The 15,779-nt window shown below is 38.2% G+C and carries 16 protein-coding genes; 6 read left to right on the top strand and 10 right to left on the bottom strand.

Features of this window, described 5'->3' with window-relative positions; translation table 11 throughout:
• The first annotated feature begins 1 nt into the window (after position 1).
• Together IM797_RS09560 and IM797_RS09555 are read left to right on the top strand one after the other, a co-directional pair.
• Positions 2-358, top strand: a complete 357-nt coding sequence (locus IM797_RS09560) for a PleD family two-component system response regulator (protein WP_194126887.1) — start codon at positions 2-4, stop codon at positions 356-358.
• 80 nt (positions 359-438) lie between these two features.
• Positions 439-888, top strand: coding sequence for a heme-binding domain-containing protein (locus IM797_RS09555; RefSeq protein ID WP_194126886.1), 450 nt, complete (start codon positions 439-441; stop codon positions 886-888).
• Between the two features lie 94 nt (positions 889-982).
• Here the strand turns inward: IM797_RS09555 and IM797_RS09550 are convergent, their stop codons facing one another.
• On the bottom strand, positions 983-1,975 hold the full coding sequence (locus IM797_RS09550; RefSeq protein WP_194126885.1) for an AraC family transcriptional regulator: 993 nt from the start codon (positions 1,973-1,975) through the stop codon (positions 983-985).
• 171 nt (positions 1,976-2,146) lie between these two features.
• Here IM797_RS09550 and IM797_RS09545 point away from each other — a divergent pair, with 171 nt between their 5' ends.
• Positions 2,147-2,683 carry a methyltransferase domain-containing protein gene (locus IM797_RS09545; protein ID WP_194126884.1) on the top strand — a complete coding sequence of 179 codons (537 nt, stop codon included), beginning with the start codon at positions 2,147-2,149 and terminating at the stop codon, positions 2,681-2,683.
• Between the two features lie 22 nt (positions 2,684-2,705).
• On the opposite strand, the gene IM797_RS09540 is transcribed toward IM797_RS09545, so the two are convergent.
• From IM797_RS09540 to IM797_RS09515, 6 genes are all read right to left on the bottom strand, one after another.
• Positions 2,706-3,596, bottom strand: a complete 891-nt coding sequence (locus IM797_RS09540; protein ID WP_194126883.1) for an AraC family transcriptional regulator — start codon at positions 3,594-3,596, stop codon at positions 2,706-2,708.
• 8 nt (positions 3,597-3,604) lie between these two features.
• Entirely contained in the window at positions 3,605-4,609 is a 1,005-nt protein-coding gene (locus IM797_RS09535; protein WP_194126882.1) for an aldo/keto reductase, read from the bottom strand.
• Between the two features lie 185 nt (positions 4,610-4,794).
• On the bottom strand, positions 4,795-5,238 hold the full coding sequence (locus tag IM797_RS09530) for a hypothetical protein (RefSeq protein ID WP_194126881.1): 444 nt from the start codon (positions 5,236-5,238) through the stop codon (positions 4,795-4,797).
• A 14-nt stretch (positions 5,239-5,252) separates the two neighbouring features.
• A complete protein-coding gene (locus IM797_RS09525; RefSeq protein ID WP_194126880.1) occupies positions 5,253-6,734 on the bottom strand; it encodes a hypothetical protein in 1,482 nt (493 codons plus the stop codon).
• A 78-nt stretch (positions 6,735-6,812) separates the two neighbouring features.
• On the bottom strand, positions 6,813-8,039 hold the full coding sequence (locus tag IM797_RS09520) for an O-antigen ligase family protein (RefSeq protein ID WP_228098782.1): 1,227 nt from the start codon (positions 8,037-8,039) through the stop codon (positions 6,813-6,815).
• Positions 8,040-8,273, bottom strand: a complete 234-nt coding sequence (locus IM797_RS09515; RefSeq protein ID WP_194126878.1) for a hypothetical protein — start codon at positions 8,271-8,273, stop codon at positions 8,040-8,042.
• Positions 8,274-8,407: 134 nt separating this feature from the next.
• On the opposite strand from IM797_RS09515, the gene IM797_RS09510 reads away from it, so the two are divergent.
• Together IM797_RS09510 and IM797_RS09505 are read left to right on the top strand one after the other, a co-directional pair.
• Positions 8,408-9,919, top strand: a complete 1,512-nt coding sequence (locus IM797_RS09510) for a hypothetical protein (protein WP_194126877.1) — start codon at positions 8,408-8,410, stop codon at positions 9,917-9,919.
• Positions 9,910-11,007 carry a sugar-binding protein gene (locus IM797_RS09505; RefSeq protein ID WP_194126876.1) on the top strand — a complete coding sequence of 366 codons (1,098 nt, stop codon included), beginning with the start codon at positions 9,910-9,912 and terminating at the stop codon, positions 11,005-11,007. The genes IM797_RS09510 and IM797_RS09505 overlap by 10 nt, the downstream gene beginning before the upstream one ends.
• Before the next feature lie 99 nt (positions 11,008-11,106).
• On the opposite strand, the gene IM797_RS09500 is transcribed toward IM797_RS09505, so the two are convergent.
• From IM797_RS09500 to IM797_RS09490, 3 genes are read right to left on the bottom strand one after another with little or no spacing between them, the layout of a single operon-like run.
• Entirely contained in the window at positions 11,107-12,018 is a 912-nt protein-coding gene (locus tag IM797_RS09500) for a sugar phosphate nucleotidyltransferase (RefSeq protein WP_194126875.1), read from the bottom strand.
• A 6-nt stretch (positions 12,019-12,024) separates the two neighbouring features.
• Entirely contained in the window at positions 12,025-12,882 is an 858-nt protein-coding gene (gene rfbD / locus IM797_RS09495) for a dTDP-4-dehydrorhamnose reductase (protein ID WP_194126874.1), read from the bottom strand.
• A 26-nt stretch (positions 12,883-12,908) separates the two neighbouring features.
• Positions 12,909-14,306: a UDP-glucose 6-dehydrogenase gene (locus IM797_RS09490; protein WP_194126873.1), complete on the bottom strand. Its 1,398-nt coding sequence runs from the start codon at positions 14,304-14,306 to the stop codon at positions 12,909-12,911.
• Positions 14,307-14,658: 352 nt separating this feature from the next.
• On the opposite strand from IM797_RS09490, the gene gmd reads away from it, so the two are divergent.
• Entirely contained in the window at positions 14,659-15,774 is a 1,116-nt protein-coding gene (gene gmd, locus IM797_RS09485; RefSeq protein WP_194126872.1) for a GDP-mannose 4,6-dehydratase, read from the top strand.
• Positions 15,775-15,779 lie beyond the last annotated feature (5 nt).

Here is a 15,779-nt window from a genome sequence, read left to right as displayed (position 1 = left end):
AATGGATAAGAAAATAATGATTTGTGATGATGACCAGGGTATCCTGGAGATGGTAGAAATGATTATGGAAGAATATGGTTATGATGTATATACAGAAGCCAATAGCATGCAACTGTTAAAAACAATGGGACGGGAAAAGCCAGATCTGCTATTGCTGGATATCTGGATGCCCGTGCTTTCCGGCGACCAGGTGTTGAAAAACCTTAGGGCGGATTCCGAATTTAACGCCATACCGGTCATTATGTATTCAGCCAGTACAGAAGGAGCTGCAATCGCAAAAAAATCAGGTGCAGATGATTACCTGTCCAAACCTTTTGATATTGACATCCTGATTGAGAAAATAAGGAAATTGATATGAGCGATCATTGAAGTATAACGCAGCTTCAAAGAGTCTTCAGAATTTAAGTGCATATTTATAAAAATCCTAACAAATAAAATATGATCAGAAAAGCACTCCTCATTCTCGCGATAATAATCCTGTTGATTCAAATGTTCAGGCCAGAGCAAAACATTTCTGCCTCAGCCCCGGCGAATGCAATTGAGGCACATTACCCGGTTTCGAAACGGATAGGGGCATTGCTCAGAAGTAGCTGTTACGATTGCCACTCCAACAATACTGTTTATCCCTGGTACAGCAAAGTTCAGCCCTTTGCATGGTGGCTAAGAAGCCACATTACTGAAGGTAAGCGGGAATTAAACTTTGATGAATTCAACAGTTATGACAATAAAAAGAAAAAGCATAAACTTGATGAAGTAGTTGAAATGATTGAAAAAAATGAGATGCCATTAAGTTCCTATACTTTGATTCATAAAAAGGCGGTACTCTCCAGTCAGGAAAAAAACGAAATCATTGCCTGGGCAAAAGAACTTAAGAATGCAATCCATTAATTGTAATTTGATCTGGCCACAAGTCTGGCAATGAATTAATAAGCTTTTTATACGAAACATTGTATAGCTATTTCAGGACTAGACACCCCCTTCCTCAACTCTTCAACCTGCCTGGCGAGACTGCAAATTTCTTTCTGAAAGCATTACTGAAATGTGGCACAGAAGAATAGCCGAGCATGTAGGCTACTGATTTGATAGATTTGCCTTCCAAAAGCATCTCCCTGGCATAATTTAACCTATAATCACTCAAGTAACCGAATATACTGTTATCAAATAATCCTTTAAAGCCCTGTTTGAGTTTAAACTCATTCAGACCGCATAATTTAGCAAGTTCGTTAACAGTTGGTGGTTGGTCAATATGCTCAATTAAGTAGTCCCTGGCGTAATACAGGCGATCCCGTTCATAAGTGGCATGTAATGTTTCCGGCTTATTTTTGGCATTTGCCTGCTCAAAAGCCTCGGCCTGAAGCACAAGCAACTCCACACATTTGGATTCGATGAATATCCTTTTTAACCCTTCAGCATAGTTACAATTCAGTATGTCGTTGATGCAATTCTGCATCGCCCATGTAATCGGAAGATTGTATTCCGATATCTGTGCATATTGCCCACGATCGGCATAATCAGCCAAGATCTGTAAACTTCTGGTCGAATTTTCCGAGAGCTGCAGAAACTTTTCCTTCGCAAAATGCACTTCAAAAAAGCGGTAACTTTGCTTAGTATCATATTCGCCGGTCCCATCCAGCTCGGGCATATAAATGATATTCTGCTGATTGCGGCCAAAACTGTATTGTTGCCTGTTTACCCGGTTAAATATGGTTCCGCTCCCCGACAAGGTAAAGCGTAGTTTGATCATATCCGGTACATCATAAGTTGGCTGAAAATACATCTGTTCCTGCTTGAACAGGATATCTCCATAAACAATGTAAATATCAGGGATATTGATCTGTACCAGCTCCGCATCACTGAAAGAAAAATTGTAGGTCTCCTTCCGCTCTGTTACCAAGCCACCCTGAACTGGAACACTATCAAACCTGCCTCCAACTTTTTTCCAGGCCCCGTAATTCTTCCCAACATTGATTCCCATAATGGCAATTATCATCAAAAAATCTGAAATAGACCAATGTGGTTATCCACAATTTCATTTTTTGTAAAAGAAAATCCCTTTTGTGTAAAAGCGTATGATGGCTAATTGTCAATTTTGACCGGATTACGGATAACCGCAGGCAATTATTAACTCACCTAAGCAGCGCTGAATATGTTAACACAAGAAACACTACGCCCCGCTCTCCTTATCAAGCCCACTATCGTTTCTAAATTATTAGACGAATTACCCTTACAAAATGATATGCATGTATTGGAAATCAGCCCGACCAATACTGAGCATCTTCCATATATCTTTCAAAAAGCAGAAAACATCCACTATTTCGCAGCCCAGGATCCTGAAACTGAACCGGCGGGAATCTTCTCGGATTATACAGCAGATTTTTTTGATTGTTGCTACATGGTCAATCACATTTATTTCTGGTCAGATCCCCTGCCCTATTTCTCAGAAATCTACCGCGTGTTAAAACCCGGGGGAACCATGAACCTGGCCTTTATTGAAAAAAGATTTGGGGGCCACCTACCCTGGACACAACTCTCCTTTACCTTTTACGACATCGATGAAGTACAGTCGTTTTTTAAACGATCAGGTTTTTTAAATATCACCCTCAAGGAGATGACCGAAACCACAACAGATCAACATGGGAAGGAGATCAACCGACCTTTTATCTTAATTTCCGGGCAGAAATAGCCTGAACTAATTCAGGATCTATTTAGCTATTGAAAGCCTGACGAAACTCCAGCGGCGATAAGTTCGTCTTCTTTTTGAAAAGCGTACTAAAGGATTGCGCGTGCTCAAAACCCAGGGCATAGGCAATCTCGCTGACCGACAGACTGGTGGTGGAAAGTTTTTCCTTGGCTTTCGCGATCAGTTTTTCGTGAATATGCTGCTGTGTGTTCTGCCCGGTATGAACCCTAAGCAGGTCACTCAGGTAGTTCGGCGACAGGTTCATCTGCGCAGCAATAAATTGTACCGTGAGCAGCCCCTGTATATCGCTGTTAAAGTAGTCATCAATCAACTGCTCAAACCTGGTCAGCAGTGCCGAATTGTTATTCTTGCGGGTCAAAAACTGCCGCTCATAAAAACGGTTGGAGTACTTTAGCAGGCTCTCTATCTGTGTCAGAATGATCTCCTGGGTATACTTATCAATGTGCTGGCACTCCTTATCAATTTTATGCAGGATCGTGATCAGGTCATCTTCTTCCCCGGCCGACAGGTGCAGCGCTTCGTTAACCGCATAATCGAAAAAACCGTAGTGATGGATGCTGTTCGCCAGATTATGCTGTAACAGGAAGTCCGGGTGAAAGATCAGGAGGTAACCGGATCCGCATTCCATATTTTGCAGATCCAGTTGTTGCACCTGGTTAGGTGCGGTAAAACTCAATACTCCTTTATCGTAGTCATAATGCTGCTGTCCGTACCTGATCTTGCCTTTGGCTTCGCGTTTAAGCGCCACGCAATAAAAGCGGTTCACGAAACCTTTCCAGATCTCGTCTTCCAAAAAAACACTTTCCGCCAGATTGATCACACTCACCAGCGGGTGCCGAGGTTCTGTTAAGGACAGCAAACGGTGAAATTCCGAGATGGAGTTAATGGCGTTCATATACAAAATTAATCAATTAAGCCCATACTAAACTCATCATAAGGCGCGCCGGTATCTGTACCTAAAGGCACAATGCTTTCCAGTTGTGATAGATCCGCCTCAGTCAATACAATATCTGTTGCTGCAATGTTTTGCTCCAGGTACTTCCGGCGTTTCGTTCCCGGAATCGGCAGGATGCCTTTGCTCATGATCCAGGCCAAAGCCAGTTGCGAAGAAGTAACTTGCTTTGCTTCAGCCATTTTTTCGATGGCTTTCACCAATTCAATATTCTTGTCAAACTGCAAGCCCTGGAAACGTGGGATTGCCCTGCGGAAATCATGCTCAGGCAGGTCATCGATGCTTTTGATTTGTCCAGATAAGAATCCACGGCCCAGTGGTGAGTAAGCGACAAAACCAATACCCAAATCCTTTAAAGTTGCCAGTACGCCACGTTCTTCCACCCTCCGCTCAAACAAAGAGTACTCGCTTTGTACGGTAGTGATTGGGTGCACAGCATGTGCCCGCTTAACCGTATCAGACGAAACTTCCGACAGACCGATATAACCCACCTTACCTTCTTTAACCAGCTCGGCCATGGCCTCAACAGTTTCCTCGATCGGCGTATTTTTATCCAGGCGGTGCAGGTAATACAGATCAATGTAATCCGTATTCAGGTTTTTGAGCGAACGCTCTAAAGATTTCTTTACATAAGCTTTCTTACCATTGATGGCCCAGGTTACCTTATTGTCATCATCGATCTCCCAGCCAAACTTGCTCGCTAAAATATACTGATCACGTTTACCACTAATCGCTTTAGCAATCAACTGCTCATTCTTCAGCGGTCCGTACAGATCGGCAGTATCTAAAAAGTTGCCGCCCAACTCCAGCGAACGCTGGATCGTTGCGATGGCTTCCTGCTCATCCGCAGGACCATACATATGCGCCTTTTCAAAGCCCGTCATGCCCATACAGCCCAGGCCGATCACAGGCAAAACCAAACCCTGGCTGCCCAATGCTATTTGTTTTATTTCCATGATCCAAAGGTCGGCAAGCCAAATCATGTGCATGTATGCAAAGCCCTGAAGCTTGTAAGCAAATCAAGGAATGTTTTTTTAACGTCTATAAAAGTTTCGACTTATCAGCACCGTCATATTGGATGAATACCCAACATCGATATTTGAGATGAGGCCGCAATTATTGATTCTGCGGCCTCTAATCATTACTTACAAAGTATAAAGAAAATTTTAAGCTTCCCTTTATTCATTGTCACAAATGAGCTAATTTTATTATTCTTCACATATAAATTAACCACAGTTTTCTTTCCATTTTTAACAGCATAAACATACTCATACTCTGTTGAATCTATTAAAATCACCTTTTCAGCCTCTGGAAACTCACTGTACTTCAAAATCTTAAATTTCTCTACTTGCAGATTTGCCAGATCCTTTCTCAGCAATTCCACCTGCGAAACTACCAACTTATAATATTCCGAATCATGGTTCTTTTCTGTCAAACATAAATAATTAGAAATGATATCATCTGTTTTGACCTTCGGATCAGAAACGGATTTAATAAAGGCATTAATTAACCCTGTATCGTCATAAGCCTTTGCACCTAACGAGGCGAAGAAAAAAATGAACACCAATAGACTGTATTTTATCATAATTTCTGATTTAACTAGTTACCACAATTTCCTGTATTTCCAACAGCAGTTCCAGACGTTTTCTTAATTGTCATGTTTGTACTGCTCTCCAAACCTCTAATACTCTGTCCCAAATTTCCGGGATTAGATCCTCCGCCGCCCGGCCAGGTTCCATCTACATCAGGTAAGTGCACTCCAATAGTATTAGCAAAACCTAGTCCAAAATCCGTACAATTATAATTATCAAGATCATAACCCTGTGAATAGTTTTTGCTGAAAGTCAGCGCCGCAGCTAATTTTGCAGGGGGAACGACAACAGTTACCTTAACGTCGTAAAGATGACCACCATCATTATGGATTTCACTTCCCGCAGTTTGACCATAGAATGGATTTATCGATTTATTGGGATAGAATCCAAACACACGTGTTATAACTTGACTACCTATAGTCTGTTCTATGGAAACAAAGGTATGTCCTACATCTGGGTCATTAATCGTTCCACTCCAAGTTTTTGAAGTATTTGCCTCAGGTTGATCAACATATATATTAATCGTAGCTGGAAGAGTGGCATTAAAACATTCCAAGTATTTCACCATATCTTTAACTACACTACTAACATGTGGTTCGAGCAATAAGATATTATTAGGCCATGTATTGCCTGTTTGATCAACAGGTGGGGTTGATCCACCACAATTTCCAGATGGGCAAGGATTAACTGGTGGTGTTACCGTTCCAGTACATTCAGACCAGCATGACGTTGCAACAAGAGTCCATTCACCACAATGCTCATTTTGCGTATGTTCTGGATCTGAATACCAACAGTTCTGAACATAATCCCAGCTACAAATGGTCTCGCAAGTTTCCGAAGTTCTGGCACTTTTAGCCGAGTTAATGGTTTTATAGTCGAACTTCTGAACTGATCTACCATTAACAATCTTAAGTAAATAAAGGTCAGTCCCATCCCAACTCATATATTTTAAGTATCCATTAAAATTTCTGTCAAGTTTATTTAAATGGTTATTACTTATATCATTATTGTTTTTTTGTAAATATTCAAAACTAGGGATAAACCTTATGATCCGCTGGTCTACTTTTCCGGTATTCTTATCCTTGTATATGATTAATCTATCGAAACTACCATCCAATACTTTCTGAGCGTCTTCCGCTGAGAGGTTTTCCCTATTGAAAAAAGAAGAAGGACGTTGGTTATAATATAAAGGGATTTCAACAAAAGTAAATTCATATGTCTCTGACTGATATAAGTCTTTGAATTTTAATAATTTCTTATTTGCTTTAGCTGATTTAGCATTAGCTGTTACCAGGTTCTGCGTAGGTTTTAATGCCTTTTTGTAATAGATTTTAGCTAAGTTACTATCCATAGGTACATCTGGATTTGTAAATTGTTCTTCACCAAACTGGAAGAAGTCAATTGCTGTATCTTTTCTACAAGCATAAAATAAAATTGAAATACCCAATGGTATAAAAAAAAGCAAAATAAATCGTAGTCTGTTTTTCATTTTTATAAGAGTGTTTTTGATTTAGTTCTCAGTATTGAGAATTGTAAAAGTAACGACTAAGAGTGCAGCCAAAATGCACTATTGGTTTATGGCGTTCATTTTCTCAGAAACACTTTTTAAAATGATTTCTACCCGCTGAGATGGAACTTTGACAGGCAAATTTAGAATTTCAACACCAGTTTTAAGAGCTGCCGAATTTTGATTAGTTAGTATATAGAAATTAAAAAGTGCATACCTACTGCCAAACCTATTCGGAACCATGTCAATTGCCAGCTTATAATATTTTTCTGACCGAATTAAATCACGCAACTGACAATAGCAATCACCAATGGTTTTTAACAATTCACTATTAGGGGCAATTAATGCTGCCTGCTCTAACATCTTAAGAGCCTTTAAGTGTTGTCCACTTCGTAATAAAACTCTTCCATAAAATTCAAGATAGAAGGAATCCGTTTTGTATGTGGGATAAATATCTTGCAGCATAGTTAAGGATTTGTTTAGAAAACCAGAACTGTAAAGTTCATGAGCCTCTTTATTTTTTTGATAATGGCTGTAATGAAAAACTTGATAATTAAAAGCAAAACAAATGATACCACACTGCAAAATAATATATACTGTACTGAGAAAGCCAACAGGATAACCAGATCTTAGATGGGCTTTGAGTACTAAGAAAATGCCCAAAAGAAAAACGGATTGATACACAGGCTTTTCAAATATGTGATTAAAAGCTGCTGCAGTCATGATGATTATAATCGCCGCAAGCGACAACATATACAATAATCCTACATTTGACTCTAGTATTTTCCTCAATCCAATACGGATTAGATAAAAAGACATCAACAGAACTATTGAAATGGACAACAGGCCATAATCTATTAAAAACTGATAGTAATCGTTAAATGCATAATGGGTATTATCCGCCAATAATAACTCTTTTTGAGTATAACCGACCGAGCTAAAATATTTAGCCTGATGGATTAAGTAAGTGCTTTTAAACATTCCAGAACCATGGCCAATCAAAAGTTTATCGTTTAGCATGTCAACAGAAACTTTATAAATGAGCAATCTTCCGGATGATGAATCGGATTTGAAGAAACAAATTAAAATAACGCCTAACACAAATAGCGAAGCAAATAGCATTAACCGCAGCCTTGATGTGATTTTTTGCAAGTAGCAAAAACTCAGTATCAGTACAACTGAACAGCCTAAAGTAAAAGACCTACTTTCAGTTATCATGGATATGACTAAGCACAGTGATATAATGCCGTAGAAAGAATAAATCTGTATTCTTTTAGATGTAGACAACTATGATTCTTTCTGAAATTTGAAATTAAACGTACCAGCCTCCTCGTAATAATAAGTTTTTTTATACTGGTCATAAGCTATTTTTGCACCCAGTTCCCGTAAAATATCGAGATAACTAAAAACTGATCGTTTGCAAACCGCCATTTTTTTCGCCAGGCGTTCAGGTGATCCGGTTGCTTTTGTTCGAATTAACTGGTTAAGATAATCCAATTTACTGATTGAATTGTTTGACATAGGGAGAGACGTTAAACGCCAAATATAATAAATGTCATTTTGATATTTATTATATTATCAAAACAATAACAATTTCAATCAATTTAGTTACATTCGTCCTTCTATTAATACCATTAACGCCCCTCAAACCAATTATGCTTAGAATAGCACTGGGAATAATTTCCATTTTTTTTTATTCCTGTCAACATCCTGTTCATGAAAACAACAAAGAATTCAAAAAGGTCATCGACTATTACCAAAAAAATGGTGAGACGGAGAAACTAAAAGCCGCAAAATTTCTTATAGAAAATATTTCAGTTCAGTATCATTATACTGGGAAGGGCATATTGGCATATAGGAAACTTTTTTTGGTTATGGACTCCAGCATGAAAGCTGACTTAAAAAATGATTACTGGAAGAAGTGGGATTCAATACAACTTCACAGCACAATCCCTGATTTTCTAACCGTTGAAAAAAAAGAGGATAAAATCTCCATCTCAGCTGCTTATTTAATAAAAAACATTGATCAGGCATTTATCGCATGGAAAAAACCATGGGCAGCTAAGTTAACTTTTGACGAGTTTTGCAATTACCTCCTCCCCTACAAGGCTCATAACGAAGCTCCTGAGAATTGGCGGGATGTAATGATAAAGGAGTATAAGTGGCTTCCCGATTCGATGAGAACATCAAATGATTTACAGCTCGCATGCAGACTGGTAAATTCAGACCTGATGAAAAAATTCTATATAAACGCCCGGTTCAGATGTGATTGGGATCTAAACCTATCTGATTTATTAACTTTAAAAACAGGGACATGCGAGGATGCTACACAATATACGCTATATGCTATGAGAGCCATGGGAATACCGGTAGCTATGGATTTTACCCCGCTCTGGGGGAATAAAAATGGTGGACATGGTTGGAACGCACTGATCAAGAATCAGAGGACCTTACACTTTGTCGGCACAGAGACGCATCCGGGCATGGACAAGGTTCAATTTACCAGATCATATTGGATGAAAAGGAAACTTGCAAAAGTATTTAGAAGAACGTTTAAAATACAAGCAAATAATATTACGGATATTGCTAAAGGACAGACTATTCCTAATCATTTAGACAACGTAAACTTATTGGACGTAACTGATCAATATGTGCCAGTAAGTCCAGTTCATCTCCAAGACAATCAAAAGTCCCATTTTGACAATAATAACATAGTATATCTGTGTGTATTTAATAACCTCAAATGGCAGGCAATACATTGGACAGAAACGAATGGAAACGGAGCTGACTTCAAGAAAATGGGGAGAGATGTTATTTATCTTCCTGCAACATTTGACGAGGAGGGTTACCATCCGGTTTCCAGTCCATTTTATCTAAGTCCAAACGGAGAAAAAATAATAGTTGCACCAAATTTAAATCGTAGAACCTCCATTAGAATTTTAAGTAAGTATCCAGAAGACAAAAGTAATGACATCACAATTGGATCTGATTATGAGTTATTTTACTGGAACAACAAATGGATTTCATTAGGCAAAAAAAAAGCTGTTGCAAACTTTATCGAATTTAGCAAGGTACCTGAAGGATCCCTTCTGTGGATTAGAAAACAGGGTGGTGGATTTCAAGAACGAATATTTACAGTACAAAACGGAAAGCAAACATGGTGGTAAATCAAATTAGGTTCTGTGTTTTGATCGCATCAATATATTTATTCTCTAGCTGCCAACATCATGATAGGGAAAGCTTCATTAGCAATCAATTTTCCGATAAACAACCAATTGCAGAAATCATAAATATGCCTGTTCATTCTGATCTTGAAAAACATTTTACTATTGATAAAAAAACCAAGATTCACATTTATGCAGTTGGTGAACTCGTATATAACCTGGCAAACTCATCACGTAAATATTATTTGAAAGGTGACGATCTTGAACTAAGCTTCACTTCCCCTCCTACCAGTTCAAATGTTATAAATTTTAAGCTCTCTTGGAATGATGGAATTGATGATAAAGGCAGCGTGTATTTTAAAAAGGACGGCTTAGAATTTTGGGGCAAGCAATTTGCAGACGATAGAAATAGCGTTTACAACATCGAGATAAGGATACCATGGGTATCGCTGGGAGTTAAATCACCTCAGGATTTGGGCTTTGATATTGCCATCGGAGACAATGATGATGATTATAAACAAGAAGGAAAAATTGCCTGGAGTAAAAAAGCAGATCATGCTAGTAATTTTTCCTCAATGGGGCGTATAACTTTAAGTGGAAATAAAAATAAAGGCAAGGAATTAACCTCAATGAAGTATACTCCAATAATGGATGGATTAGAAGACAAGTTATGGGCTAATTGTCCCAGTTCCATTATTAATCATGTGATTATGGGCATTATTAGAGATCAAAGGGATCTTTCAGCAAATGTAAGGTCATGTTGGGACAGCAACTATTTGTATTTTTATTTTAAGATTCAAGATTCAAATAGAAAACCACTCAGGAAGGATAAAGCTGATGAGTTACAGACTTTTTCAGATTATGGATGGATTGAGGATAAATCTGGAAATGTAATGTGGGAAATGCATGTAAACAATTCAACACACGCTGGAGGCGCACAAAAAAACCAGAAAATCGATACCTTATTTGAATTAGGTCCCGGAAAATATAAATTGAGATATGTATCTGACGAATCGCATTCCTACAAAGATTGGGATGATACTCAACCTACTACTTCTTTTTATGGAATAAAGATATTCAAGCAGCAGTAAAACTAAAGGTATAGATTAAAGATTGAGAAGACTCGCAAAAGAACAACCGGTATCCTGAGATGGAAACCGGTTGATTATTAAGAAGACAGCATAAGAAAATCAACTCCACAAATTAGCCGGATAAACTCCTTCATCCACTAATTTTTGCAATTCGGCTTTAACAATAGCAGCGTCCTCTTTAAAAGTAACCCCGAACCATTTGGCTGTTGTAGGAATCATTTTTAATTCTGCTTTGCCTGCATTGATACAGATATCGGCCACTTCAGGGATCAGAAATTCCGCTTTTAGCTGCGTATCTAGATTCTCATCCAGGAATTTACCGTACTCTCCTTCAGACCAGTTCACAAACTCAGGCGTAAAACAGAAAAAATTCATACTTACCTTGGTATCCAGCGGCAAGGTTCTTTCCTCACCATCTTCCTCAAGCACGGCCAATCCATCTTTCTTAAAAATAGATTTACGTTCAATGATACCTGTAATGTTTCCAGCTTCATTTACACTGATCTCCCCCCTGGTTACAGAGCCATTGTCACTCAAGGTATTTTTCAACTCGTAACCAAGGCTTGCATATTTACCATCCTGCACCGCTGTGCTTAAAAATTCGTAAGCCAGCTGAAATGCTTCATAACCATAAAAATCATCTGCATTGATTACTGCAAATGGGCCATCTAAAACATCCTTTGTGCAAAGCAGCGCATGTTGTGTACCAAAAGGCTTTGTCCGCTCATTTGGGATTTTCCTACCGCCGCTAAATTTATCCAATGACTGATATACATAATCCAATTCTACCTTACCTGCAAGCTTCGGCTCAATGGCGGCTTTAAAGGCGGCTGCAAATTCTTCACGAATGATGAAAATGACTTTACCAAATCCAGCCTTGATGGCATCATAAATGGAATACTCCATAATCGTTTCGCCAGAAGGGCCAAATGACTCTGTTTGTTTGTTGCCACCATATCGGCTAGCCATTCCGGCTGCTAAAATGACAAGTGAAGGTTTTAATTCAGACATTGTACGCTAATTTTTAGATAATTGTTTTATGCAGTTAACCAGGCTATCTCTCCAGTATGGAATTTCAATGCCAAATGTATTTTTGATTTTGGTCTTATCCATTACAGAAAACTTCGGACGTCTGGCCCTGGTAGGATAAGCCGAAGTTGGAATTGGATTTACTTTTACTTCTGTATTGCTGATTTCAAAAATTGCCTTGGCAAAATCAAACCAGGAAATTGAACCTTCATTGCTAAAATGATATACACCATAATCTTTTTGCTCAGAAATGATGATATCTAAAATCGCAGCGGCTAAGTCAATGGCATAGGTAGGTGAACCAATCTGATCGGCAATAATGCTCAGCTCATCTCTTTCCGCACCTAATTTCAACATGGTCTTTACAAAGTTATTGGCATATTCCGAATACAGCCAGCTGGTTCGTAAAATGTAATGCTCAGGAAGTTGATTGATGATGTCAATTTCTCCCTCCAGCTTAGTCAAGCCGTAAATGCTGATCGGCTCGGCAACATCATCTTCTTTAAGCAATTCCACAACGTTACCTTCAAATATAAAATCTGTAGATACATGGATTAATGTTGCGCCAAATTCCTTACAAACCTGCGCTACATTTAAAGCACCCTGTTTATTGATCAACCGACACAAATCCACATCATCTTCGGCTTTATCAACCGCGGTATATGCCGCACAATTGATTACATGTGTTGGCTGCAGCTCTGCAAACAAAGTTTTTAGTTTTTCTACGTCCAGGATATTTCCTGCTGTTTCATCCGGGAACTCCAGGTTAGTGATGTTTCTTTTTTCTGCAACAGCCTTAAGGCATTGCCCTAATTGTCCTGAAGCACCAAGTACTAATGTTTTCAAATTTTCTATAATAATGATAAATCTACTTATTTAACACCAATAGAGGTTACTTTAAATCCAATTGATCTAAGCTTTTCTGCATCCAGTATATTTCGTCCATCAAATATTTTAGCAGGCTTCAACATATTATCATATATGCGCTGCCAATCATAATCCTTAAATTCATCCCACTCTGTTAAAATTGAAATCGCGTGCGCGTTTTCACAAGCACGATAAGGGTCCTCAAATATCTTAACTTGTTCCTTATTTTCTTCAGGCTTACGTGTATTCAGATAATCCAGATCCTCATAAATTTGATGTTCCTTAACCTTAGGATCATAAACCCTTATCTTAGCCTGTTCATTTAACAACTCATCAGCCACATAAATCGCGGCAGATTCACGTGTGTCGTTAGTGTCTTTTTTAAATGCCCATCCTAAAAATGTAATTTTCTTACCTGAAACCGTATTATACAAATCCTTCACTATATTGTGAGCGAAACGCTTCTTTTGATGATCATTCATAATAATAACTCGCTCCCAATAATCTGCCACTTCTTGTAGCCCAAAAGATCTCGATATATAAACCAAGTTTAAAATATCCTTTTGAAAACACGACCCACCGAAACCAACTGAAGCTTTTAAAAATTTTGATCCAATTCTACTATCGGTTCCGATCGCTTTTGCGACTTCATTGATATCTGCTTCCGTTTTTTCGCACAATTCGGAGATTGAATTAATAGAAGAAATCCTCTGGGCGAGAAAAGCATTAGCCACTAGTTTTGACAGCTCGGAAGACCAAACATTGGTGGTAAGAATTCTGTCTTTGGGAATCCAATGTGCATAAATATCAACTAATGCCTGAATAGCTTCCTTACCCTCAACAGTTTGGTCACCGCCGATTAAAACTCTATCTGGACTTAAAAGATCAGGAACTGCAGTTCCTTCAGCAAGAAACTCAGGATTGGATAAAACTTGAAAATTAACTCCATTGCCAGTATTAGCTAATATATCTCTTATAGCTTCCGCTGTACGAACAGGCAGAGTCGATTTTTCAACAATAATTTTATCAGTAGTAGATACTCTGGCAATTTGTCTAGCACAAAGCTCTATCCATTTTAAATCTGCCCCCATTCCCTTACCAGCACCGTAAGTTTTTGTTGGTGTATTTACAGATATAAAAATCATTTCAGCTTCGTCAATAGCCTTTTCGACTTCCGTAGAAAAAAATAAATTTCTTCCTCTAGCTTCAGCAACAACCTCGCTTAACCCTGGCTCATAAACAGGGATATTGTCAATATTTTCATCATTCCAGGCAGATATCCTTGCCTCACTCAGATCGACTACGGTAACTTTAATTTCTGGACATTGCTTTGCAATAACCGACATAGTCGGCCCACCGACATAACCTGCACCAATGCAGCAAATATTTGTAATTTTCTTCATTTCAAATTTATTTTAAGATTTCATAAGAAAAGAATCTTTAAACAGCAATTCAAACCAGCTAATTTTACAGATTTAATTGAGTTCACCAGAAAAACTCCAACAAACAGACTATGCAAATATAAATATTTAACCAGAAATAGATATCTTTATAGCAAAATAATAAAAATGACTGACAACTGTTAACAAAAGATAAAATCTACATTAAGATTAAGATGAAAATTACTTAAAAAGGAATATTTGTTACGCTTCAAGTACCCAAAAATAGGTATATTAACAATTCAAACAGCGACTTTAACTAAAAAAACATAGATTCGCGCACATTCGCAACATTTAAACACTATATTTTAATTCCATGATCAAGAAAGCACTAATCACAGGCATAACAGGACAAGACGGATCTTACTTAGCAGATTTTCTACTTAAAAAAGGATACGAAGTTCATGGCATCAAACGCCGAAGTTCTTTATTCAATACCGATCGTATTGACCATCTTTATCAAGATCCACATGAACGCGATGTTCGTTTCATATTGCATTATGGTGATTTAAGCGATTCAACGAATTTAATTCGCATTATACAGCAAGTACAGCCAGATGAAATTTATAATTTGGGTGCCATGAGCCATGTGCAGGTAAGCTTTGAAACCCCAGAATACACAGCTAATGCAGACGGAATTGGTACACTCAGAATCTTGGAAGCCATACGAATCCTTGGATTAGTAGAAAAAACGAAAGTGTATCAAGCCTCTACTTCAGAATTATATGGATTAGTTCAAGCTGTGCCTCAATCTGAAACTACGCCATTTTATCCAAGATCTCCTTATGCAGTTGCTAAAATGTATGCCTATTGGATTACGGTAAATTATCGCGAGGCTTATGGTATGTTTGCTTGCAACGGAATATTGTTTAATCACGAAAGTCCGTTACGAGGAGAAACCTTTGTAACCCGTAAAATCACAAGAGGAACAGCTAAGATTGCATTAGGTATGCAGGATAAATTATACCTTGGAAATCTTGATGCCCGTAGAGATTGGGGACACGCTAAAGATTATGTAGAAGCCATGTGGTTAATCTTACAACAGGATAAACCAGAAGATTTTGTAATTGCCACAGGGGTAACAACCACTGTGCGTGATTTCATTAAGATGGCTTTTTCTGAAGTTGGTATTGAACTCGAATTTAAAGGTGAAGGCGCTGAGGAAATAGGTTTTGTTGTAGCTTGCAGTAATCCGGATTACCAGGTTAAAATTGGTAAGGAAGTTATTGCCGTAGACAAAAGATACTTCCGCCCTACGGAAGTAGACCTTTTGATCGGGGATCCTACTAAATGTAAAGAAAAACTAAATTGGGTACCAAAATATGACTTATCAGCATTAGTTAATGACATGATGAATTCTGATGTTAAACACTTCCAGAAAGAAAGAATGTTGAAAGAGGCTGGTTATATTGTTAAAAATCAATTCGAATAAGCATT

This window comes from Pedobacter sp. MC2016-24 (genome assembly GCF_015223055.1).
Taxonomy (GTDB): Bacteria; Bacteroidota; Bacteroidia; order Sphingobacteriales; family Sphingobacteriaceae; genus Pedobacter.
The sequence above is the reverse complement of the archived record's forward strand: the minus strand, read 5'-3'. Positions and strand labels throughout refer to the sequence as shown.